The organism is Verrucomicrobiia bacterium (assembly GCA_019634625.1).
In the GTDB taxonomy this organism is placed as follows: Bacteria; Verrucomicrobiota; Verrucomicrobiia; order Limisphaerales; family CAIMTB01; genus CAIMTB01.
Map to the genome: position 1 here is coordinate 81,517 of JAHCBA010000013.1, position 25,004 is coordinate 106,520.

4 protein-coding genes are annotated in these 25,004 nt (G+C 67.6%); all 4 read left to right on the forward strand.

Annotation, left to right across the window (positions count from 1 at the left end; all coding sequences use genetic code 11):
* Position 1 precedes the first annotated feature (1 nt).
* The 4 genes from KF833_10115 to KF833_10130 all read left to right on the forward strand — a co-directional run bounded on the left by KF833_10115 (position 2) and on the right by KF833_10130 (position 24,751).
* A complete protein-coding gene (locus tag KF833_10115) occupies positions 2-9,151 on the forward strand; it encodes a hypothetical protein (GenBank protein MBX3745651.1) in 9,150 nt (3,049 codons plus the stop codon).
* A gap of 183 nt (positions 9,152-9,334) precedes the next feature.
* The gene (locus KF833_10120) at positions 9,335-12,007 is read left to right on the forward strand and encodes a type I secretion C-terminal target domain-containing protein (GenBank protein ID MBX3745652.1); all 2,673 of its coding nucleotides are present in this window, start codon (positions 9,335-9,337) and stop codon (positions 12,005-12,007) included.
* A gap of 5 nt (positions 12,008-12,012) precedes the next feature.
* Positions 12,013-13,038 carry a peptidylprolyl isomerase gene (locus KF833_10125; protein ID MBX3745653.1) on the forward strand — a complete coding sequence of 342 codons (1,026 nt, stop codon included), beginning with the start codon at positions 12,013-12,015 and terminating at the stop codon, positions 13,036-13,038.
* 61 nt (positions 13,039-13,099) lie between these two features.
* On the forward strand, positions 13,100-24,751 hold the full coding sequence (locus KF833_10130) for a tandem-95 repeat protein (protein ID MBX3745654.1): 11,652 nt from the start codon (positions 13,100-13,102) through the stop codon (positions 24,749-24,751).
* Positions 24,752-25,004 lie beyond the last annotated feature (253 nt).

A 25,004-nucleotide genomic window follows, 5' to 3' on the forward strand; every position in this document is an offset into this window, starting at 1 on the left:
CATGAGCATGAGAGCCCGCGCCATCGACCGGCCAAGATCCTGCCTGCGCCGACTACTGTCCCTGACGGCCCTGACGGGGTTGATCACCTCATGGGCTCCGGGGGCCCAGGGTGCGGCGACGCCGGTGGCCTTCGATCTTTACATCTATGGGAACGCGAACGTCCCGACCATCGCGGTGGCGAATTACTCGCGGATCGCCATCCGGCGTTTCGAGCTGACCATCGGCAATTTCGACCGCAGTTGGGACTTCGCGAACAACTTCCGCGGCAGCGTGAGCGACTCCGCGGTCCGGGTGGATTCGCCGGACCGGGTGGATGGGGGACGGTGGGCCGACACGATCGACTTCACGGTGACCGGCGGGGGGCTGCCACCGGGGGGCTGGCTGTACTTCGATGCGGACGTGGATGCCGACCGGAGCAACGCGGCGCTGGATTACCGGAGGGTGCTTTTCAACAACGGCCAGGACCGGCCCAACGCCACGGCGAAGGTCACGCTGGTCAACGGCCAGAGCGCCATGATCACCCTGCCGGACGGCGCGGCGGATCTCCACCTCTACCACTTTCAGTCCGAGGCGCGACCGCGGGTGTTGGAAGTGGAATCGGTGGCGGAACTGGCCGGGGGCGACGACCGGGTAAGTCGTGTCACGGTGACCATCGATGGGGTGGTTCCGGAGATCCTGGGCCAGCCCGGGGTGCTGGCGGAGAACATCGGCGCGCGGGTGCGGATCCGGACCTTCGACGGCGAGAAGGTGGCGATCTCGGCGCCGCGGGAGGTGTACAAGAACATCTACGGCGACGACATCACCGACAGTGTGCAGAACGATCCGAAGGCCATCGAGGACGAGGCCGAGGAGCGGTTCACGGCGATCGGCCTATCGGTCAACGACGTGGCGCAGAGCGGGGACCCGACCTTTTACAGCTTCGACGTGGAGAAGGACACCTCGGTGGTGGTCAAGTGGGCTCATGAATATGCCCTGACGGTCGAGCATGACTTCGCCCGCACGGAGAGCCAGGAACGGGACGAGGTGGGCAATCCGTGGGCCGGGCCGCTGAGTTCGGCGGGGGAGGGCAACCCGCAGCCCATGGCGAAGAAGAACTGGTTCCGGCGCGGGGAAACCGTGGTGGCCCAGGTGGATGGTCAGGTGCTGGATTTCAGCCGGGCGGGCCTCGACATCCGTTATGTGCCGATCGGGTACGTCGCCGCCGGACCTCCCAACCGCACGACCAATCCCTCGGATGATCTCGCCACGCGCGCAGGCCGCCTGATCGCCGCGCAGATCCTCGATGCGGATGGCCTGACGCGAAAACTCCGGGACAGCCCGGCGGACCCGGTATCGGCGTTCCTGTGGAACGTCTTTGCGGGCCCGGCGAAGACCATCCTTGAGAACGACGCGCGCTCGGCGGAGTGGGCGGACGTGCTGGTTGCCCAGCTCGACGTTGTCCTGCGGGGCGCTTCGATCTGGGATGCGACGCGGTTTGCCGGGGTTGTGCTGCGACCGGAGACCGAGGCCTTGGTGGCTGCCGGTCCGTCGGGGGCGCTGGTGACCCGGGTGAACCGGCTGCTTCTCGAGGATGCGTATCCGGACGAGCTGGAGCGCGTGCGGGTCAGCGAACGGTTCTTCCCGTTCGCCGTGCGGCAGAGCCAGCCGCAGCGGCAGCAGGTCCCGCAGTTCGCGATGTATGGGCCCGGCCGGGTCCGGCACGTCTGGCAGATCCAGTACGGGGTGCGGGTGAACGTGGACGACCCGACCCGCGCAGCGCTGGCCCGGGTGTACCAGGTCACGGGCGGGACTGCGGTGGAGATTGGAGGAGGCGAGGGGACTTTCTGGTTCGACCCCGGCGCATCGGTGCGGGTGTTGACGGCGGCACGGGAGAACGGCGGGACGGGCCTGGCTTTGCGGGGATGGTTCAACGGGGACGGCCACTACTTCAGCACGCAAGGGGATGTGGATTCGGAGAACGGGTCGTTGACGCTCGGGGGCCCGGCAATCCGCAATGACGGCGGGGCGGTGGCGAACTGGATGCCGTCCTTCACGGATCCCACGACCAGCCGCCTCTATCGCGGGCTCGAGATTCCCCAGCTCATGCGGGCGGCGCGTGTGTTCTGGCGGTACGACCGCCAGGCCCTGACGATCCGCGCGACCATCGGGGAGTTCGTGTTTCAATCGCAGCCGGCGCTGGCCGCGCAGTTTTCGACCCAGCCGGATTTCCTCGAGTTCCGGTCGGTGACCGGGCGGAACCGCAACGTCGGGGTGGAGCAGATGACCGTCTGGGATCCGGTTGCCTCGCGGCTGTATCCGCTGGTGCCCGGGCGGTTTGTCGCCAAGTGGCGCACGGCGCCCGGCTCGCCGGACACGATGGATGTCACGGTGGACGCGGCGTATCCGGCCACTCCGCACTACCCGCATGTGGGGGGAACGCCGCCCGTGGCGCTGGATCCGGATCCGGGCGACAACTTCGTCTTCAAGGAGATCCGCTACACGGAGAACGACGCGTCGGTGGATGGGCAGAAGGGATTCACCGCGACCACCGAAGGTCGCACGGTGCTCCTGTTCGGGGAACTGCAGCGGGACGGGCGGGGCGAGCCGCGGGAGTTCCTGCGGGTGCGGGTGGTCCATACGCGGGACTGGGAATCGGTGTTGACCACAGGTTCGGCGATCATCGGTCAGAAGGTGCAGGATCCCGCGGCGGACCGCGCCAGGCTGGGGACGGGCTACGTGTACGACCCACGGGAGCGCGCGCGGTACAACCCGTTCGTCTATGACGCGAGCAAGCTGGAACGGCTGGCTGCCAGGGATGTGTACGACATGGCGGCGCTGCGATCCGACCGTGCGGAGAAGATCGTGGTGAACCCGGGCAGCCTGCCCGGGCCGATCATTCCGGTGAATTTGTTCCCGGGGGCGGCGAAGGACGAGAAGCTGGTTGTGATCTGGTACGATGACCCGGCGCAGAACGATCTCCTGCTCTGGCCGCATCGCGCGGTGGTGTACAACCCGCGATGGCCGGCGACCGCCGCCGAGGGCCTCGGGCGCATCGTGATTGCCAGCCAGTTCGGCAGCGACGGTCTGGATCCGGTGACCGGGGCGGACCAGGAGGTGGTCCCGGCCTTCGGGGATGCGCCGCGCGAGACCAGCTACAACCCGTCGCGACTCCAGCAGGTCCAGATCTACAGCCAGCCGGACCGCACGCGTCCGGGCTACAACCCGAACGAGGAACACGGCGTGGTTGCCCCTTCGCTGCGGTTCGCGAACGTCTCGCCCCGGCCCCCGGCGGTCTATGCGCTGCGGAAGAACGACCTCAACCAGTACCGCATCGCCCTGGCGGAGAGCGCCCAGGACCCGGCCACCTACACCTCGCATCCAAGGGTGCTGGTGCAGTTCTTCGACACGGCGGATCAGGAGTTCAAGATGCGGGTGTACGAGGTGGAGGCGGAGGACGCCCTGTACCGGTTCGCCAATCGCACCGTCGTGCGTCCCGCGAGACGCGGCGACCCGGTGCCGGCCTCGGTCAGCTCCCTGAACAACCAGCCGCACGTCCGCATGGAAGCGGGCGAACCGGTGATCCCGTTCTATCCGCTCGGGGAGGTCATCGGGGCCTCGCCCTGTGCCGAAACGGACGGCGCGAACCTCAAGGAACAACTCGCCTACTGGGAGGACCACCGGGGTTCGAGCTGGTCGGTGTCGGGCGGGAGCAACGCCTGGTTCACCGTGGCCTTCTTCTATCCGCTGGCCCCGGACTTCTGGTGGCCGGCCGACAAGCCGGGCGTGCTGACCCAGTCGATCCAGGGGCAGGCGGTGGTCCGGCGGGCGACCGTGCCCGAGACCGGTGACTGCGTGGCGTTCGTGCCGGACGACCTGTCGGGTCTGCTGAGCAAGACCCCGAATGCCGTCGTCGATCCGGCGAGTGCGGACGGGCTGGGCGCGCGGCCGGTCGATGTCCTCTACAAGAGCGACTGGCCGCGCAACGTGCCGGTCCTGAAGGCCGGGGAGACGTTAACTTTTGCCGGGGGCGAATTCCGGGCGGACAATCCGTTCCGGAGTGTGGACGGGCGGTTGGTGGAGACGGAGGGCCTCCCGGGCGTGGTGGCCTTCGCCTCGGCGGAGGTGGTGTACGACTCGAGCAATCCCAGGGGAACACTGGAGGGATGGCGCACCCAATGGACGGCGCGGGTGGCGCAGGTGCTGGACCGGAGATCCACGGCGCTGAGCCTGGCTGAGTTCCCGACCGTGTTGCAGCCGGCCACAGGGCGTTCCCGGGTCAAGGGCGGCCGGTACGTGTTCAACGAACTGCCGTCCTCGCTGCAGCGCCGGGTCACCTACGATCCGCTCGCGGGTCAGCTCGAGATCATCGGATTGCTGAACGACAAGGACATCGGCGACCGCACGCTCACCGCGGCGCCGCCGGCCGTCTATGTCCTCGAGCCCAACATCCTGACAACGGACGAGCGCGATGCCCTGCTGCGGTTGGATGGCGAAGGCACGGTGACGGCCTGGGACCGGGCGGTGAACGACTTGTACAAACTGTCCCGCAACCCGTCGCTGGTCGCCTCGCAACACAGCTTCTTCCTGGCGCCGCCCACGAACGACGTGACGCGCGGGGCGTGGCAGACCCGCCTCGAGCGGTTCTGGCGGCATTACTACTTCGGCGTGCTGCCGCGTCCCAACGCCTCGGAATCCGGTCTCAGCCAGCTCACCACCGCACTGGCGGCATTGCCCACCGTCACGGGGTTGCGGGCGACGGATCCGGTGCCGACCCCGATTCCGATCGGTGCGGCGGACGAAGGGTACCTGGTCGGTCTCGAACCCAGGCGCGTGTTCGATGCGGACGGCAGGCCGGTCACGGTGACGGAGGTCGAACCTCCGGGCGACCCGGACAGGCCGCCCACGGAGTTCCCGCGCTCGGTGTTCGATCCGAAGCAGCCGGTGCCGTTGCGGGCCTTCGGACCCGGGCTGGCGCTGGTACCGAACGGGGACTTCCTGCGACCGGGTCCAACACTCCGCGGACCGGGCTACGTGGCGGTGGTGGAGAACAACGATCCGTCGTTGGGGGGCTCGCCGATCACCGTGCACATCATCCAGGTGGATCCGAACGAGCGGTATCGGGGCGCGATCAAGACGGTCGAGTCCGACAACGTTTTCGATGAGAACCTGGTGCTGCGGCACACCGGGGATTTCGGGGCGAACGCCGGGGCGCTGGCATTCGAGTGGTGGTACCGGTTCGACGACGGCAGTTTGAACGTGCCGCCTCCCGACCGGCTCAGTCCGGGCACGCCGAACCCGTGGAAGCTGTTTCCGGATCCGACCGGCAATCGCGGGGTGGGCCGGTATCAGATCACCCTGGCAGGCAACCCGAACGCGCCGGAGGCGCTGCTCGCCGACAGCTTCTGGTTTGCCCGCTACCGGCACACCAACGACGTGATCGAGGGCACCAACTGGCGGCGTCCGCAGCCGGATGGTTCGCCCCAGGTGAACTTTGAATGGGCGGGTGCGGGGAACTCGGATCCGCGCAGCGGGGATTACCGGGCGCAACTGGCACAGGGCTGGATCAAGCGGGTGCTCGACGCGGTGAACCCTTACGAGGCCCGGATTCGCGACTTCGAGGGGGATCATCCGTCCACGGTGGCCAGCATGATCGCGCAGTTCGGCCAGCCGTTTGTCGGGCCGGTGGCGCTGAACCCGGCGCAAAACGTCATCGAGAATGTCGGCCTGATCGAGCTGTACGAGACCATCCTGCGTCGCGGGCGCCAGCTCAGCATCGATCTGACCCGGCCGGTATCGACCCCGGCCATTGCCAACGCGCTGCAGCTCGCCTCCACGCGAATCTCCGATTTCTACACGATCCTCGGGAACGAGGCCTATGCCGACGCCCTGGATCCCACCATCGGGTTCGGGAGCGACAGCGTGGAGTACGGGACCCTGGCGCCGGCGGTATTCACCTTCCAGAACCAGGTGTCCTCCCTGATCGAGGAGGAACTGGCATTGCTGCGGGGCATGGACGACTTCTTCGCGCGGCCCGTGTACAACCGGCTGTTCTGGAACTTCACCAAGGGCGAGGGCGAGGCGGCCTACGCGATGAACTACAACGTCTCCGATGTGAACGGGGACGGATTCATCGACGAGGACGACGCGATGCTGATGTATCCGCAGGGTCACGGCGACGCCTGGGGCCATTATCTCACCGCCCTGCGCAACCAGTACCGGCTGCTGCGCCATGACTTCTTCAACTGGGTGTCGCGCTCCGAGTTCTACAATCTTCAGGACATCGTCCTGAAGGTGGATTTTCTGGACGAACGCAAGTTTGCCCAGACCGCCGCGGCCCGGGCCAAGGCGGGGGCCGAGATTGTCAATCTGACCTACCGCAGCCGTTACGTGGAGGATCCCAGCGCGCAGTGGCAGGGCTACACCGACAGCAATGCCGAGCGCGCGTGGGGCGTTCAGGAGTGGGCGCGCCGGGCCGGGCAGGGGGCGTTCTTCGACTGGGTCACGGCCAACGCCCTGCTGCCATCGGTCCATCCGAACGAGCAGCTCGAGGGGATCCAGAAGGTGGACCGCACCACCAATCCGGACATCGCGGTGGTGTCGGCCAATCTCAACGCGGTTCAGGCGACCTTCGAACAGGCCAACTCCGGATTCAATCCGCTGGGGCTGCCGGGCACGACGGTGCCCTTCGACATCAATGCGGCCCAGATCGACGACCTGGTGTTCGGCATGACGCACTTCGAGCAGATCAACGATCGCGTCGAGATCGTCATGGAGAGCGCGACCGCCGTCTGGGACAACGCGAACCTGCCGGCGAACATGCTGCGCCAGATCGGCAACAGTGAACTCGAGATGCGCAACGCGGTGTTCCAGGAGGACCTGACCTATCGCAACGAGTTGATCCGCATTTTCGGCAAGCCCTATGAGGGGACGATCGGTCCCGGCCGGCTTTACCCCGCGGGCTACGACGGTCCCGATCTGCTGCTCTACATGTACGTCGATGTGCGGCAGATCAACGACGCCACCGTGCCCGGGCCCACGACGGATTTTGCCACGTTCACCGGCGACGAACTGACGGGCGGGGATATCTACAGGGCCTTCAGCCGGGGGCAGGGAAGCGGCAGCGCACCCCGCGGGACCCTGTCGGACATCGGGCGTCCGGACGTGGTGACCTTGCAGGGGTACCTGGGCGATTCGGTGCGGCGGCTGTTTGCGCCGACCTTCACGCCGGACAGTTCCAACCGCGGCGTCATGGCCCGGAGCGGGTTGTACGCGGTGAACTACACGGATCTCGATTCGCCCAAGGTGCCCTTGGAGAACCTGACCCAGCTCATGCCGGTGACGGCGTCCGGGTACACGTTCCAGGCTCCGAGGGAGTGGGGGGCGCGGCGGGCGGCGGGCGAGCTTCAGCTTCTGATCAACCAGATGATCCAGCAGGAGGCGCAGGTGGCCAGTGCCATCGGCGCGTGGGACGGACTGCAGGGCGAGATCGTCCGCGAGATCCGCTTCATCAATGCCAAGCTCGACATGGCGGCCAACGTCCGGCTGAAGAACGAGATCTTCACCCGTCTGAAGCTCGCGCTGCACGGGACCCTGGCGGCCTCGGCGGGCGTGAAGGCCGTGCTGGAATCGGCGGAGAACACCGTCACCAAGACTGTCTCGGGCGCGGTTCAGGCCATCCCGAAGGTCGGGCCGACCGCCGGGCTCGCGGTGTCGCCCGGGGACGTGCTGGCGCCGCTGCAGGGCGGGTTGATCACCGGGAGCGTCGCGGTGACGGAAGGCATCAGCGCGGTGCTGAAGGGACTTCAGATCGCCGAGCTGGTGCTGGGCTTCGCCTTCGACATCACCGAGAACGAACTTCAGCTCTTCGAACAGCGCGAGGCCGACGCCCTGGATGCGAAGGAAATGCTCAAGGGCCTGGAGAACCTGGTGGGAGACGAACCGATCCGGCGCATCGAAATCTTCAAGGAGATCCAGACCCTGCGCGAGTTGTCCGACCAGTACCGGGCCCTGGTCGATCAAGGGACGCGCCTGATCGACGAGCGCGCGGCATTCAACAAACGGGTCGCGGCGGCCACCCAGCGGAACCGGTATCAGGACATGACCTTCCGGGTGTCGCGGAACCACGCCTTGCAGACCTACCGGTCGATGTTCGACCTGAGCGCGCGCTATGCGTACCTGCTGGCGAAGGCGTACGATTACGAGACCAACTTCGACCCCACCCATCCGGGCAGCCCAGGCGCGGTGATCCAGGACATTGTCCGGGCCCGCAGCCTGGGCCAGCTCGACCACGCCGTCACCTGGCTCCAGACCCAGTACCGTCTGCAAAAGGGCCAGTTGGGCATCATCAACCCCATCCTGGAGACCACCGAATTGTCCCTTCGCAGGGAGCTGTACCGGATCCTGGATGAGCCGCCGGAAGACGAGGAGGAGGAGGTCGAGGATCCGGACGAGGTCTGGCGGCGGACCTTGGAACGGGCGCGGGTGCCGGATCTCTGGCAGGTGTCCGAATTCAGAAATCACTGCCGGCCGTTTGCGGCGGCCTACGACGCCCTGGGGCAGCCGGTGGCCGAACCCGGCCTGGTGCTGCGGTTCAGCTCGCAGATCCTGGCGGGCCGCAATTTCTTCGGGAATCCGTTGACCGCCGGCGACCATGCGTTCGACCCGAGCGTGTTCGCCACCCGGATCGGCGGGGTCGGGGTCGGCTTCGTCGGCTACGAGGGCGAGGATCTCACGAGCCATCTGCCGGCCACCCCGCGTGTGTACCTCATCCCGGTCGGCGCCGACGTGATGAGCGTGCCGTCGAGCGTCGATCCCAACGTCGTCCGCGTCTGGAATGTTCTGGATGCCAGCATCCCGGTGCCGTTGCCGGCGCGCACGGCGGATCTCGACCGGAGCGCGTGGATTCCGTTGCTCGACAGTCTCAACGGGCGGCTGGGCGAACCGCGCCGGTTCTCGGCGTTTCGCGTGTCCCAATTCGCCTCGGACGACGGAGGCTCCACGGAAATCCAGGACCGCCGGCTGATCGGGCGCTCGGTGTGGAACACGCAGTGGGTGCTGATCATTCCGGGTCGGGCCCTGCATGCCGACGGCGAGGTCGGGTTGGACCGGCTGATCGACAACGTCAGCGACCTCCGGCTGGCCCTTCAAACCTATGGGCACTCGGGCAACTAACACCGCGACGCGAACGAGCCACCTATGAGCACCTTTCGCCCTGGACCCGCCCGAAGCGCCGGCACGTTGGTCGAGCCGGTAGAGCATGGGGTGGGGTATCGTGAAGGACATAAGGGACACCAAGGACCAAAGGGACTCCGGGGACTCCAGGGACTCCGGGGACTCCGGGGACTCCGGGGACGGATGGCGTGGATGCTTGCGGGGGTGTTGGGGGTCATGGTGTGGGGTGCGCCGCGGAGTTGGAGTGCCCCGATCACGGAGCCGGAGACCGTGTTCTATGGGCAGGTGGTGGGGACGGGTTCGTCCCGCCCGTTTGTGCTGACGGAGGGCACGCTGCGCTGGACGGTGCGAAGGTCGGATGGCAGCCCGCTCGAATTGAGGGCCCGCTTGTGGCCTCACCAGAACGGCGCCATCTCCTACCGCCTGAACGTGCCCCACGCCGCCCTGGCGTCCGGGCTCACGGTGGAACCCGGGAACATTCCACTTCGAAGCACGCCCGAGACGCAGGTCATCACGCAGATCACGATCGACGGTATCCCGGCCCGGGTGGCGGGAGGCGGGAACGCAGGCTTCGAGACCGCCCAGATCCGCCGGGCGGCCACCCATCGGCTGGATTTGGAGGTGCCCATCGAGGCGCCTGACCGTGACGGGGACGGCCTGCCGGACTGGTGGGAAGCCCTGTACGGTGGCGATCTGCGACCGGGTGACGATCCGGATGGGGACGGCTGGACCAACCTCGAGGAGTATCGACGCGGCTCCAATCCGCTGGTGAATGATCGTCACCCGACGCTCCTCACCACCCGGCTTCGTGCGTACGCGGACGGAACGACGGGCGTGCTGCTGCGGGTTCAGGACGCGGACAGCACGCCGGGCAGTCTGGTTTATACGATCACGCGGCTCCCTGCGGGTGCCGACCTGGTGCTGCGCAATGCCCATCCGCAGCCCGCCAGCCCCGACGCGGTGCTGGGCGTCGGCGTCACCTTCACGCAGCGCGACGTGCTGGACGGCCGGTTGGTGCTCGTTCACACGGGGGGCGCCGTCGGGCCTGGATCCTTCGAGATTTCGCTGCGCGACGAGAACCCGGCACACCAGGCGGCGACGGGGACCGTGGACATCGAGTGGTATCGCCCGAACACCGAAGTTGCCGCGCGCCTGGCCACCCATGGGCCCGGCTCGATACCTGGCAGCGGCGGCCCATGGGCCGCGGGGTTGACCGAGGCCGAGACGCAGCGTGTGCAGAATTACCTGTTGAGCCGGGATCTCGGGGCCGTGATCTGGGATGCCGGCGAGGAAACCCTGGACATCGCCCTCGCCGTGCCGAGTTCCGGCATCGACGATGCACGATACCAGTCCGAATACGTGACGCGGTTTGGCCGCGAACGGCGGCAGGTGCTTCAGGGTGGGCGGGGGCGCGATGTGCTCGTGGGCGGGATGGCCGACGACATTCTGATGGGCGGACCCGGGGACGACCGGCTCACGGGGGGCGGTGGGGCGGACTTCTTCGTGATCCGCGGCGCCGATGCGGGCTCGGATACGATCACGGATTTCAATCCGGACGAAGGCGACGTGCTGGACATTGGAGGGCTCTTCCAGGGCAGCTCACGCGATCTGCGGGACTTCCTGCGGATCGAGGGCGACGCCTCCGGGACCCGGTTGCGGATCCATCGGGGCGGCAACCCGGCGGGCGCCTCCGATCATGTCGTCACACTCGCCGGCGTGAGCCGGGATGATTTGGACCTTCACGACTGGATCGAAGCGGGGACGCTGCGGGTCGGCGAGCGTGCGCTTCCGCCCCGGGTCACGGTCACGGCGAGCCAGCCGCGGGCATCGGAGAACGGCCCGACGGAGGGCGAGTTCACGCTGCTCCGCACGGGCGATGCCGCCGCGGCGTTATCGGTGAGGATCGACCTGCGCGGGTCCGCGGTGAACGGAGTCGATTACGCGTCCATCGGTTCGAGTGTCGTCTTCCCGGCGGGCCAGCGGGCGGTGCGGGTGACGGTTCTGCCGTACCAGGACAGCCACGCCGAACCCGACGAGACCGTGGCACTGGTGGTCCTGCCGGGGGACGGCTACGAGGTGGGCGGTGCGGATCACGCGCGGGTGATCATTGCGGATCTGCGGCCGGTGGTTTCGCTGGAGGCTCTCGAGCCGCTGGCGACCGTCCAGCCGCCCGGCCAGGGAACGATCCTGGTGTCGCGCACGACCGTGGTGGACCGGAGTCTGCTGGTGCGGTTGGAGATTGGGGGCACGGCGACACCGGGCAGCGATTACAACGAGGTTTCACGTTTCGTCCACCTGGTCCCGGGCCAAACCACTGCCCTGGTGCCGGTTGTGCCCGCCGCAGGGGCGTCGTTCGCCGGTGGCGCACGTTCGGTCCGGCTGACGGTCGCCGCGGATCCCGAGTACCTGCGAGGGCCCGAGGCACGGGCCGAGGTGCTGCTGGTGCAGGAGGCGACCCGGTTTGCGGCGTGGCGGGCGAGGCACTTCCCGGCGGAGAACGGAACTCTGGCAGCGTTCGGGGCGGCCGACGCCGGGAACCAGGCGATTCCGAATGCGTTGCGCTACGCCTTCGGGATGGATCCCGAGAATCCGGATCGCGCCCGGCTTCCCAAGGTCGTGGTGCGCGACGGCCATCTGACGCTCGATGTCCATAGGCGTCCGGGCACACGGGATGTGGAGTTCGTGATCGAAACCTCGGGCGATCTGGCCGGATGGAAGCCGGCGTCTGCCCTGATCGAACGGGTCTATCCGCCGGACGAAGCCGAGCGGCCGGACATTGTCTGCTATCGCCTCGTGCCTTCGATCCAGGAGGCGCCGCATCTGTTCCTGAACCTCCGAGTCGTGTTGCGCCCGTGAAAACCGTGTCCCCTGCCCCATTCCCCCGCCTGCCCGGTCTGGTCATTGTCGCGGCGCTTGCCTGGGGCGTCACCGGCTGCAACCGGTCGGAAGAGGCCGCAGCGTTGCCGGATGGCCCGCGGGTCGTTGCCGAGGTCGGTGCGCGTCAGATCACGGCCCTGGACATCGAGAACGAAGTGGCCCGGCGTACGGCGGCCCGCCGGCCGGTGCCCGACAAGGAAGCGCTGGTCCGGGAAATGGTGGAGCGGGCGGCGCTTCTGGAGCGGGCGCGATTGGGCGGACTGGACGAGGATCCGGCCATCCGGCACGAGATGGAGAACCTCCTCATCGGCCGGTTGCTGGATCGTGAACTCAATCCGCGGCGCGAGGCCGTCCAGGTGCTTCCCGACGAAGTGCGTGCGGCGTACGAGGCCGATCTCGATCGGTACACCCGTCCGGCCCAGGCGCGCCTGGCGATGTTGCATCTTGAAGTCGATTCCAAGGCCAGCGAAAGCCGGCGGGCGGAGGCGCGTTCGAGAATGGAGGAAGCCCGGGAACAGGCGTTGCTGCTTCCGCCCCCCCAACGAGCGCGTGGCGCCACGGGTTTCGGGGCCCTTTCCATCCGGTACTCGGACGACCAAATCAGCCGGCACCGGGGCGGTGACATCGGCTGGTACGAAGAAGGCCAGGCCCCGGCGCGCCTGCCGTCGGAGGTGGTCGAGACGGGTTGGCGGCTGCCCATCGGGGTGGTCAGTGAGATCCTGGAGGGTCCGTCGGGCTATTTCCTGGTGATGAAGATCGACGAGCGCGACCGGACGATCACGCCGTTCGAGAGCGTCCAGGCCAGTCTTCGGCAGACCCTTCTGGTGCGGGCCCGCAAGGAGATCGAGGAACAGTTCAAACACGAGACCGCGAGGCTGGTGTCCAGTCGCGTGGATTCCGCCGCAGTGGCGTCGGTGACGTTGCCAGCGACCGACCCGCTGGTGGCGCAGCGGCGCGAGTCGAAACCTCCCGCTTTGCCGGGTTCCCATGAATCCTCCAATGGCTACTGACCGGGGCAGTTTGAACCAGGACCGTTCGGCACCGGCCGGGCTCCGCGACCACCCTCCCGCCATGGATCCCGCACCCCTCTCCCGTCCCACGCCGCGACGCCGCGTCCTGTCGAAGCTGGCGGCCGGGGCTGCCTTCCTCGCAGCTCTGTGGGCGACAGCCTTCCAGGCCTTTGCCGCCGCCCCCACCGTCACGCTGCCCGGGGCGGTTCCGGCTTCGATCGGGGACAAGAGCACCTCGAACCCGTTCGATGGTGCCGGGGTCACGGGAGACAGCGACGTGGTGATCACCCTTTCCTTCCCCGACGGACGCGGCACATTTCCCGTCAGTCCGGACTTCACGACGGGCGTTTCCGCGGGGGTGCGGAGTTATGTGCTGACATCGCGGTCCCCCGGGGCCGCCGCGGGATTCCTGGATGGGTTGGTGTTCACCCCCGTTCAGAACCGCATTCCCATCGGCAGCACCGAGGCGACGGTCTTCACGGTGCAGGCGGTGGATACCGGGAGCCTCACGGGTTCGGGCACCGTGACGCTGACGGTGTCGCCGGTGAACGATTCGCCGACGATCCTGTTCGGCAGTCCGGGGCCGGCGGGGATCTTCGACAACCAGATCTCGCAGCCCTTTGCCAACGTCACCGTGAACGACGTGGATGCCGGGGACGCCCTGACCGCCACGATCACGTATCCCAGCGCGCATGGCATCCTCCAGGTGGGCGCTGGAAGCCCGGCCCTCACGCTTGGAGGCTCGGCCGGGAATTACACGGTCTCGTCGGCATCGGTGGCCGACATGCAGAATTTCCTTCGGCGCCTGGAATATGTGCCGACCGAGAACCGGTTGCCGGTGGCGCCTCCGGCCTTCACCACCGAGTCCACCGTGTTCTCCGTGACGGTGCGTGACATCGCCCTGGCCAGTGCCTCGGCCAGCGAGGACGTCGAGGTCGAGTCCTTCAACGATGCGCCCACGATCGGCGGCGCCCTGACCAGCCCCGTGCCGGACAACGCCCCGGCGCTGGTCTTTCAAGGCCTGACCATCCGGGATCCGGATTGGGTCCGTGTGGGGGCGACGCTGGTTCCGCAACCTGTGGACGTGGTGGTGACCTTTGGGGAGAACGTGGGGGCCGGAGCATTTCCCGACGCGGACGAGGAGGGTGTCTTCGAGGCGTCGGGTCCCGCAGTGGCCTCGCCTCCGAGCACGACCAGTGTCGAGGCGCAGGTTCGGACGCTGCTCTTCGAGCCCACGGCCAACCGGCAGCCGGTCGGGGCGACCGAGAGCGTGTCGTTGGGCGTGCAGGCCACCGACAGCCTGGGCGCGTCGGGTTCGAGCACGCTGAGCTTCGAGGTGCTGTCCATCAACGATCCACCCACCCTGGAGGTGACGCTCAACCCGCTCAGCGTCCGCGACACCGAGACCCTCCAGCCGCTGACGGTGCGGATCTCCGATCCGGACATTGGCGAAACCTTCAGCGTGGAGATCGTTCCGATCAGCGATCCGACCTTCCAGTATGCGGTGTTCGAGCCCTCCGGCGTCGGCCCCTACACCGGGACGCTGCTGGAGGTGCAGGATCAGGTGGCGGGCATCCGGTTCCGGCCCATCGTGGACCTCTCCGCCAACCAGCAGGTCACCTTCCGACTTCGCCTGGTGGACGTGCACAGTCCGCCCGCCAGTCCCCTCACGGGCGATCCGATCGAGAGTCCGAATCTGACCCTGACGATCGTGGGTGTGAACGATCCGCCCGAGATTGCGGTGCCCGGCGGCGTGGTGTTGCGGACCACCGATGATGTGACCGGCCCGCGGCTCACGCCCTTCCGGGAGGTCAACATCAGCGACCGCGACGGCGACACGCTGACGGTGTCCCTGTCGGTCGAGGGCCGGACGCCGGGCGTCTTTTACCTCTCGATCGATGGCGATCCGGAGATCAGCGGGTCGGTGCTGACCTTCAGCGGCAGTCCGGCCACGGTTTCGAGGCTGATCAAGGCCGTGACGTTTCAGGCGCAGCCGCGCCCGGATCGGCTGGTCGGGCAGCAGGACACGATCCAGTTGGTCATCACGGTCAATGACGGGGGTGGCGGACTGCGCATCGACAAGAACACCACCGTTGTGGTCACCGCGGTCAATGGCGCGCCGCGGATCGAGGGACTGCCTCTGCTGGCGGCGCAGCCGCTGCGTCTTGACCCGGCCACCGACACGGACCCGGTGCGGCCGTTCGACAGCCCGCCGTCCTCGATCGTCACGGTTCTCGACGATGACGGCGCGGCGATCCGGGTCACGGTCCGGATCGACGATCCGGCCAAGGGCCATTTCGAGAACCTGGGCGGGTTCGTCGAGCAATCCTCGCCCGCCGGCTCCTATCTCTTCGTCGGCATGCCGGACGAAGCGACCGACGCGTTGCGCGGATTGGAGTTTGTGGTGAGCGAGACCCATCTCTTTCCTCCCAACGAACCGGGGCGGACCACCTTCACGATCGAGGCCCAGGACGCGGTGCTGAACAAGACCACCCGGGTGCTTTCCATTGTGCTGGCCGAGGAGCCGCGCAACTGGCTGGTAACGACGGAGGAGGACGGCTGGGACGAAGGATCGCTCCGCTGGGTGCTGGATCAGATCGAAACGCGCAAGGTCGGCAGCGCGGTGGTGACCTTCGCCCTGCCCGAGTATCCGGCAGTCCTGCGTCTCAGCGAAGGCACGCTCGAACTTCGAAGAAACGTCACGTTGAAGGGACCCGGCGCCGACCTGCTGGCGATCAGCGGGGACATCGAGGGCGACGGCGAACCGGATGTGCAGCTCTTCCGGATCGAAGCCTCGGTCGTCATGGAAGGTCTTCAGCTCACCCATGGCGCGGCCACCAGCGGCAGTGCGGTCAGTGGCGGAGCGATCTATGTCGGACCCACCGGCAGCCTGACCCTTCGCGCGTGTGCCATCACGGATTCCGTGGCGACGCAATGGGGTGGCGGTGTTGATGTCGATGGCGGCCGGCTGCGGATGGAGGATTGCCTCGTGCGCGGCAACCGGACCGATTCGGTGCTGGGCCTGGGCGGCGGCGGGATCTCGCTGTTCACCGACCAGGAGTGCGTGATCCAGAACACCACCTTCTCCGGGAACCTCCAAGGTGCGGCCACCGGCATCGGGGGCGGGGGCTTGTACGTGGAGAACGTGACTCCGGCGACCCCCCTGACGGTGTGGGTGACCCACGCCACCTTCGCCGGGAATGACGACTTGTCCGGGCGCGGCGGCACTTCGATCCACGCGAATGTCTTCGGAACCCAGGTCACGGTGCGCAACTCGGTCTTCGCCGACGCGCGCGCGCGGAATCTCGAGGTGCAAGGCACGGCGACCCTTGTGTCCGACGGCGGCAACGTTTCGGACGACCAGACCCGGACGGTGCTGACCCAGGATGGCCAGCCCAAGGCGGTTGTCCTGTTGAACCGGACCTCGGACCGGACGGATCGAACCGGGATTCTGGTGCTGCCGTTGAACGAGCAGATGCGTCCCGTGGCCGGCTATGACCTCGCGGTTGGAAGCCCGGCCATCGGACGGGCGGTGTCACCCTTCCTTCCGACGGACCAGCGCGGAGCCTTCCGTGACAACGCGCCCGATGCCGGCGCCGTGGAGCGGGGCGCGATCCGGCGGGTGGTGCTCAACGAGATCGACTACGATCCGATCGCCCCGGCCCCGCAGTTCCTGGAGTTCTTCATCCCCCGGGATTCGGTGCGGGTGGACCTGTCGGGGTACGGTGTGCGGGTCGATGGCGTCCTGCGGTTCACCTTCCCGGCCAGTACCCGGGTGAACCCGGGGCATGGGATCGTGGTCGCCGACACGGCCTTTGCGGCGGCGGGATTTCCGGCGGCGACGCCGGTCCTGCCCCTGCCGACGGGCGAATCCCTCGAGTTGGGCCGGAGCAGCGAGATCGAGTTGGTGCAACCGGGCGGCCGGGTGATTCTGCGGGTGGGGTACGTCGCGCACTTCGTCGATCCGTATGATCCCCTGGACGACTCGAAGTTCGACAACACGGCCATCACGCTGGCCCCGCAATCCCGCGGCTTCGCCCACATTCCCCATGGCATCGTGAATCCCTCGGCGCTGGGCGGCGCGCGCGATCTGTCCGATCCGCTGCTCGATCCCCAGGCCGATCCGAATTCGCCCGGCGCCGCCATCCTGACGCCCTTCGGCAGTCCCAACGCCGAACCGCTGGCGGTCGGCGACGTGTTTGTGGTGGATGAGGACCGGGCGGTGACGCTCGACGTGCTGGCCAATGACATCGAGGACGACGGCACGGACCGGGCGGTGATTGTCCATGTGAGCACCGGTCCCTCTGGGCTGACCGGAGACTCGGCGACCGCGTTCTCGGCCCGGGGCGCGTTGGTGACCCTCGATCCGGATGCCGCGCCCCTGCGCGGCGCGCAGCTGATCTACGATCCCCAGACCAGCGCCAGCCTGAGGGCGCTCCCGGTCGGCGCGGAGGCCACGGATACCTTCCATTACACCATCCTCGACATCGGGTCCGCCGACGTGGAGGGCTACGAAGGCGTGATCGGGGATGCCCCCACAACGGTAAGGACGCCATCGCATCGGCTGGTGAACGGCGACGTCATCCTTCTCTCCGGTTCCAGCCTCGCTCCATACAACGGCGTGCACAGCGTCACGGTGGTGGATGACGACACCTTCGAGATTCCGGTCCCGTTTGCGGGGGTGCCGATCGAGTTGGGGCATTGGGAGACCGCACTGCAGCGATCGCCCACCACGCGTTCCGAGGCGCGTGTCACGGTCACTGTGCTCGGGGCCAACGACTTTCCGATGGCCGTCGCGGATCGGATCCCTTCGAGCGAGGCCACGGAGGAAACGGTGCTGCGGATCATGGCCGGGCCGTTCCTGACCGGTGTGGCCACCGTGTTCGACACCGACAGCCTGTATCCGGTGGCGCCGGTGCGGTCGAGCGTCACGCTGCTGGGCGGGAACGGCACTCCGGACCTGGATCCCGACACGGACGACGACCACACAACGCTTCGTGTGGTGGGGATTGTGGGTGCGGTTCAGTCCATCGACGGCTACGCCAGTGGCGAAGAGGGCGGGTCGGTGGAGGTCACCTCGATCGATCACGGTCTGGATGAGGGCACGGTGATTCTGATCTCGGGGTATCAGGGATACTCGGGATACAACGGGTTCCATGCGGTCACCGTGCTGGACGCCGATCGTTTCAGCATTGGCGTGCCGTATGTGGATGACGCGGCCGGCAAGGGACATTGGGCCGTGCTCGACGATGCGAACCGCCTGAGGGCGACCAGCGCCCGGGGCGCGGAGGTGCACCTGGAGATTCGGGTGGACCGCCTGGAAACCAGCGTCGTTTACAACCCGCGCACCTCGGCTGAACTCGACGCCCTGGCCGTGGGCGAGATCCTGGAAGACACCTTCTTCTACGCCGTCTCGGATCGTCACGGTGCGGTGAGCCTGGGCCTGGTGACGGTCGAGGTGTCCGGGGTCAACGATCCGCCCCAACCCGTCGCCGATCCGGCCTCGCTGGCTCAACTGGACTCCCTGACCGGCCCCGGCGCGACCCTTGCGGACACCGTCGCCGGTCTCACCATCGCGTTTCACCTGCCCCCGGATTCCGGGCTGGCCGGACGCGCCGATGCCCATGTGTATCCTGAGGACGACCCGGACACGCGGTTCCTGCTTCTGGACTTGTTCAGCACGGACGAAGAGACGGCCCTGACCATCGCCGCGGCGGATCTGCTGGAGAACGACAGCGACATCGACACCAGCGACACGCTCCGGATCCGGTCCGTGGCTGCCGTGAGCTGGCATGGTGCCACGGTCACGCTGGCGCCTGGCGGGGCCTCGTTGATCTACAACCCGGCGGGATCGAGCCGCCTGCAGGCACTCTCCCGGGGGGAACCGTTGCTCGACACCTTCCACATCGTGGTCACCGACGACCAGGTCGGGGGCGATGTCGAATCGCTGGTGGCGGTCCTGGTCATCGGCGTGAACGACACGCCGGTGGCGGTGGACGATGCGATCACCACCGACGAAGACACCGCGATTGCGATCAACCCGATCCAGTTTCCGCCCGAAGACCCCGGCCAGCACGATTCCGACGTGGATCAGGACGGATCGGCTCCCGACGATATCCTGCGCCTGGTGCCGGAGGTTCGCACCACCCCGGCGGGGGCGCTGCTCACGATCGGCACCGACACGTTCACTTACGATCCCACCGTGTCGGCGTTCCTGAACGGGCTTGCGGTGGGGCAGATCCATGTTGAGAACGTCCCGTACACCGTGATGGACGGCAGCTTCCTGTTCGCCAACGACGACCGGTTCCAGGTCGCTGCCGACGGGGCCGGGTATGCCCTCGAGGTATTGGCCAACGATCGCAATCTCACCGGGGTGGGACAGTCCGTTGTCGAGTACGCCGGCATCGCCGGGCAGGCGCCGGTTCGTGTCACCTCCCCGGGCCACGGCCTGGCGAGCGGGATGGTGGTGGGGGTGGAGGGCTATGGAGGCGACGGATTGTACAACCGCTCGCACACGGTTCAGGTCCTCGATGCCGACACCTTCACGATCCCGGTGAACTATGAGGACAACCACGCGGTGAAGGGCCATTGGACCCGGCTCCGCGTGACGGCGGTCACGGCGGGCAGCCAGGGGGGCACTCTGGCGATCGGTGCCGGGGGCGGTTCGGTGGTGTATTCGCCCGAGGTCAATTTCGTGGGCGACGAGGTGTTTGCCTACACCCTGGAGGATGGCATGGGGAACATGGACGTGGCCGTGGTGTCGGTCCGTGTGGTGGTGCGCGAACTCAACGGAGCCCTGGGGGCCAACGCCGACCGCTTCAGCGTGGCGCGGGGGCAGAGCGCCATCCTCGATGTGCTGGCCAACGATCCCGTTCTGCCGGTGCCGGCGCAGGCGCTGACCGTGACCCGGGTGGTTTCGCAACCGACGCTCCATCCCGGGGGTCTGACTCCGCGGGATGCGGTCGAGGTGGTGGACAACCGGTTGCGCTATGTCCAGACGTGGGGCGGGCCGCCCTCGGATTATCCGTACGAAGTGGCCTTCCGCTACGAGATCTCGGGGGGTGGCACCGCGCGCGCCACGGCCGAGGTCCGGGTCCGGGTGATCGACCGGCATGACACGCTGGTGGTGCGTCCGGACGCCTTCGGGGTGTTGCCGGGTTCCGTGAACAACCTGCTGGAAGTGCTGGAGAACGACAGCATCCTGCCCGGCACCGGGGACATCCTCACGGTGGCGGAGATCGTGGACCCGCCCTTGCATGGCACGGCGGAGGTTCAGGCGGATGGGGGTGCGATCCTCTACACGCCGGCCGCGGGATTCGTGGGGGAGGACGATTTCACCTATCGCGCCGTGGACAACCTGGGCGGGACCGGTCTGGGCACCGTGGTGGTGACGGTCGGACAACTCGTCACCAGCAGCGATTTCTTCACCGTGCCGTTCAACGACCCGGCCCGCGCCGATGACAACGATCCGGTGGAACTGGACGTCCTGCAAAACGACACGGTCCTGGGTGCGGCACCTGTGGTTCTGACCCTGACCGGGGTCGCTCCGATCTCGACCAGTCTTGGCACCATGAGCCTCCGGGGGGACGGCCAGCGCCTGATCTTCACGGTGAATGAGGATGTCGAGGGCGAGCAGGAGTTCCTCTACACGCTCCAGGACCAGTCCTCGCCTCCTCGCACGGCCCAGGGGCGGGTGACGGTCGTGGTTGCCAGGCAGAGTGTGCGGGCGAACCCGGATTTCTTCGCGGTGGCCGCGGGGAGCACGGAGAACCGGCTCGAGGTGCTGGGCAACGACGTGGCCATCCCGGATCGGGGCCGGGCCCTCACCCTGGTGTCGGTCGGCACGGGTTTGGAGGGGCCGGACCGCGGGGGGACGGTGCTGCTGGCCGAGGATCGGAAGAGCCTGATCTACACCCCGGCCAGCGGATTCGTGGGGCAGGAGACCTTTCTCTACACGATGACCGATTCGCGGGGCACGGACACCACCAAGGTGGTGGTGAATGTCGGAACCGGTCACCTGAGCGCGCAGCCGGACGCCTTCACGGTGTTCTTCCAGACGCCCGCGCCCAGGGAGTTCGTGCTGCGGGTCCTCGCCAACGACCGGGTGCTGCCGGATGGGGGCCAGGCGCTGACCATCACCGGCGTGGGCATCGACGATGCCAACGGCTCGAACGCGCCCACCGAGAACGGGGAGGTCCGCATTGCGCCCGACGGAACGGCGCTGATCTACGTCGCGCGCAACAGTGCCGGGCCCTTCCCTTACCTGGAGCGGTTCACGTATGAGATTTCCGATGGGACCGAACGCCGCGCCGAGGCGGTGGTCTGGGTCGAGGTGCGGGAACGCACCGGTGCCCTGGCGCTCGAAACCCACCCCGACGCCTTCAGCGTCGAGGCCGACAGCACCTCGAACCGCCTGCCGGTGCTGGCCAATGACGGCGTCAAGCCGGCCTCGGCCGCGGGGTGGTCCGTCGAGATCGTGAGTGCGCCCGCCCATCACGGACTCGTGGTGGTGGATCAGGGGACCGTCCTTTATTCGCCGGCGCCGGGGTTCATCGGGACCGACATCTTCACCTACGCGGTCTCGGACGGCGTCGGGGGCACCGGGAGCGCGACGGTCCAGGTGCGCGTGGGGGATCTGCCGATGCGCAGCGACGCGTTCGCCGCGTTGTCGGGGAGCGCGGGCAATGTGCTGGCGGTCCTGGCGAACGATGGGATCCGTCCGCTGGGCGCCCAACGGTTGCGGGTCGATTCAGCCGGACCGGCGGATCGGGGTGGGACGGTGACGGCGCGGGAGGATGCCGTCCTCTATCAGCCCGATCCCGGATATTCCGGGACCTACCCTTACGTCGAGCGGTTCTCGTATGTGGTGCTGGACGATTCGGGACTCCCGCACACGAACGTGGCGAGCGTGGAGGTGCATCAGGCGGGAACCGACCGCGACGTGGGCACGGTCGTGGTGACCGTGCTGGGGGTGAACGATCCGCCCACGCTGGAGAACGCCGGGCCCGACACCTTGAGCATCACCGACAAGCAGACCGTGACGCCCTTCGCCGGGGTGACGATCGGGGAGGTCGATGACCAGGGCAACGAACCGATCGAAGTGCGGGTGGTGCTCGATGACCCGGCGGGCGGACGACTGACCCACCTGGGCGGGTTCGCCGAAACGGTCTATGGCAACGGAGCCTACGCCTTCCAGGGAACGGCCGCGGCGGCGACTGCCGCGATTCGCGGGCTGGTGTTCGAACCGACGGAGAACTACGTGACCGTTCCGGCGACCTGGACCTTCACGTTCGACATCCTGGTGACCGATCCGCACGTGACTCTTCCCACGGCGGGATCCGTGCAGGTGCAGGTGCAGGCCATCAACGATCCGCCGGTGATTTCGGGCACGCTGACCGGACAGCCGGTGTACTACCGCGGCAGGATCAAGCCGTTTGCCAGTGTGACCATCACCGAACTGGATGATCTGACCCTGCAACCGCTCGGGGTGACCCTGAGTTTCGATGCGACCCGCGGTGCGCTGGTGAATCTCAACGGGTTCACGGCCCAGGGGTCCGGGGTGTTTGGGTTTGCGGGAACCGCGGCCCAGGCGACCGCCGCCCTGCGGGGAGTGGTGTTCGAACCCGACACCGCCAACCGGCTGGTGGTGGACCTGGTGCCTCCGCCGGGCTCCGAGGAAACATTCTTCACGCTGACCGTCGAGGACGGGTACGCGGCGCCGGTGGTCGATGCGAACACCTCGGTGATCGCGGTCCACAGCCTGATTCGCGAGGCGTTGCCGACCGGGACCAGTTCCACGGCGGCCTACGGGTTCGCCGTGGGGGCCAGCCGGCATCATGCGGCGATCGGGGCGCCTGAGGAGAGCGGTCCGGGATCCAACGCGGGAGCCGTGTATGTGCGCAGCCGAAACAGCGGCGGGGCCGGGCAGTGGGGCCAGGCGGCGCGGCTCGTTCCGACCGATCCGCTGTCGGGCGCCCAGTTCGGACGCTCCGTGGCCATGGACCGCGAGACGGTTGTGGCCGGGGCGCCGGGCGCGCGTGCGGGCACCATCACTTCCGGGGCGGTGTATGTCTTCGAACCCAGCGCACCCGGTGCCAACGACTGGCAGGCGCAGGCCGTCAAGCTGGTTCCCTCCGATCCTGTGAACACCGACACCTTCGGGTTCGCGGTGGCGATCAGCGGGGACATCATCGCGGTCGGGGCGCCGCAGCAGGATCAGTTCGGCAACAATGCGGGCGCCGTGTATCTCTTCCGCCGCACCGCGTTTCGCACCTGGTCCCAGGCGGCCAAGATCATCGGAACGGGCAGCGCCGCGGGCGACCGTTTCGGTCATTCGGTGTCGATCTCGGGCGACTATGTGGTGGCGGGCGCGCCGGAGAACGACGTGAACGGGAGCAACGCCGGCGCCGCCTACGTGTTCCGCCGGACGGGTCTCACCAGTTGGATCCAGGAGAAGCGGTTGCTGCCGCTCACGCCGGCCGGCGGCAACGGGGGTGCGTCTGCGGATCAATTCGGGTTTGCCGTGGCCATCGACGACGATCATGCGGTCGTAGGGGCGCCTTTGAACGACGAAGGCGGCAACAATCGCGGCGGCGCCTACCTCTACCGACGCGATCTGGGCGGGACCGGAAACTGGGGACAAGTCCGGAAGCTTCTCGGCCCCGACGCATTGAACAACGACGAGTTCGGGCGTTCGGTGTCCATCAGCGAGAACGTGGCCCTCATCGGCATGCCGTTCGCCGGCCAGAGCAACCAGAGCCGGTGGGGTGTGGCGTTTTCCTTCGGACGGGACAAGGACGGCCCCGGGGCCTGGGGTGTCCTGGAGAAGATCATCGCGCCCGACAACACGAACAATGACGAGTTCTCCTATGCGGTGGCCTTGAGCTGCGGCACGGCGGTGATCGGGGCGCGGCGGGACAACTCGTTCGCGAACAGCGCGGGCTCCGCCTACATCTACGATCTTCGGCAGAACAAGCCGCCCTACGTGGCGACGCCGCTGGCCGATCAGGTGGCGGTGGTCGGCCAGTTGTTCAGCTTCGTCATTCCGGCGGCGACGTTTGGCGATGCCGACGTCGATGATGAACTCGCCTTCAGCGTCGCGCCCCTGCCGGGGTGGCTGACATTCAATCCCGCCACGCGCACCCTCAGCGGCACACCGCCCGGCCCGGCATTGGGGCTGCTCGTGCTCAACGTCACCGCCACCGACTGGTGCGGGGATTCGGCGGTCACTCCGTTGACGATCGAAGTGTTCCTGACCCCGCCGCCGATGCTGCCGCCGCCGGGGGCACCGTTGAGCTACGAGGAGTGGATCGCCCGGCTCCTCATTGCGCGCATTCTGTCGGACCCGGCGCTCGAGGACACCGTCTGGGGGCGCCTGGCGAATCCGGACGGGGATCCGTTCACCAACTTCGAGGAGTACGCCTTCGGGACCCGGTTGTTTGCGGAAACCGCGCAGGATGGCCCGGGCCTGACCATTGCCCTGGCGCCTGATGGCCGGGTGGCGATCGGGTTCCGCCGGCGCAGCAATGACGGCAGCCTGACGTTCACCCTCGAATTCTCCACCGACCTCGACCTGTGGATCGACGCCGCCAGTCTGCCGAAGGAGGAGATTGTGGTCGCCATCGGGCATCACCTCGAATGGGTCACCTGCCTCCTGCCCAGCGAGGTGCTGAGCCAGAACCTGTTCTTCCGGGTGCGAATCGACAGCCTGTGATGCGGGCTTCCGTCTGGCCGCGTGATCGGGTTGTCCGCTCCCGGTGCCCCCGCGCCTCCCGGAGTCGTGGGGAGAGCAGCGATCTTCGCGCAGCGTCATCTCGGAGGACCGAGTTCCACGAGGCCGCAACGGTGTGGAGCGTTGGGTCGAGGACTCGCGGAGCTCGTCCCTCCGATGCGCTGTCTTCTCACCCATAACTCCGGGATGCACTGCCAGTGCCCGGATCCGAGGGGAGCGCTGTTGCGTCGGGGCG

Bases quoted from the DNA above. Each gene is read 5' to 3' on its own strand.
- KF833_10120 (MBX3745652.1), top strand. From the start codon at position 9,335: ATGGCGTGGATGCTTGCGGGGGTGTTGGGGGTCATGGTGTGGGGTGCG.
- KF833_10115 (MBX3745651.1), top strand. From the start codon at position 2: ATGAGCATGAGAGCCCGCGCCATCGACCGGCCAAGATCCTGCCTGCGC.
- KF833_10130 (MBX3745654.1), top strand. From the start codon at position 13,100: ATGGATCCCGCACCCCTCTCCCGTCCCACGCCGCGACGCCGCGTCCTG.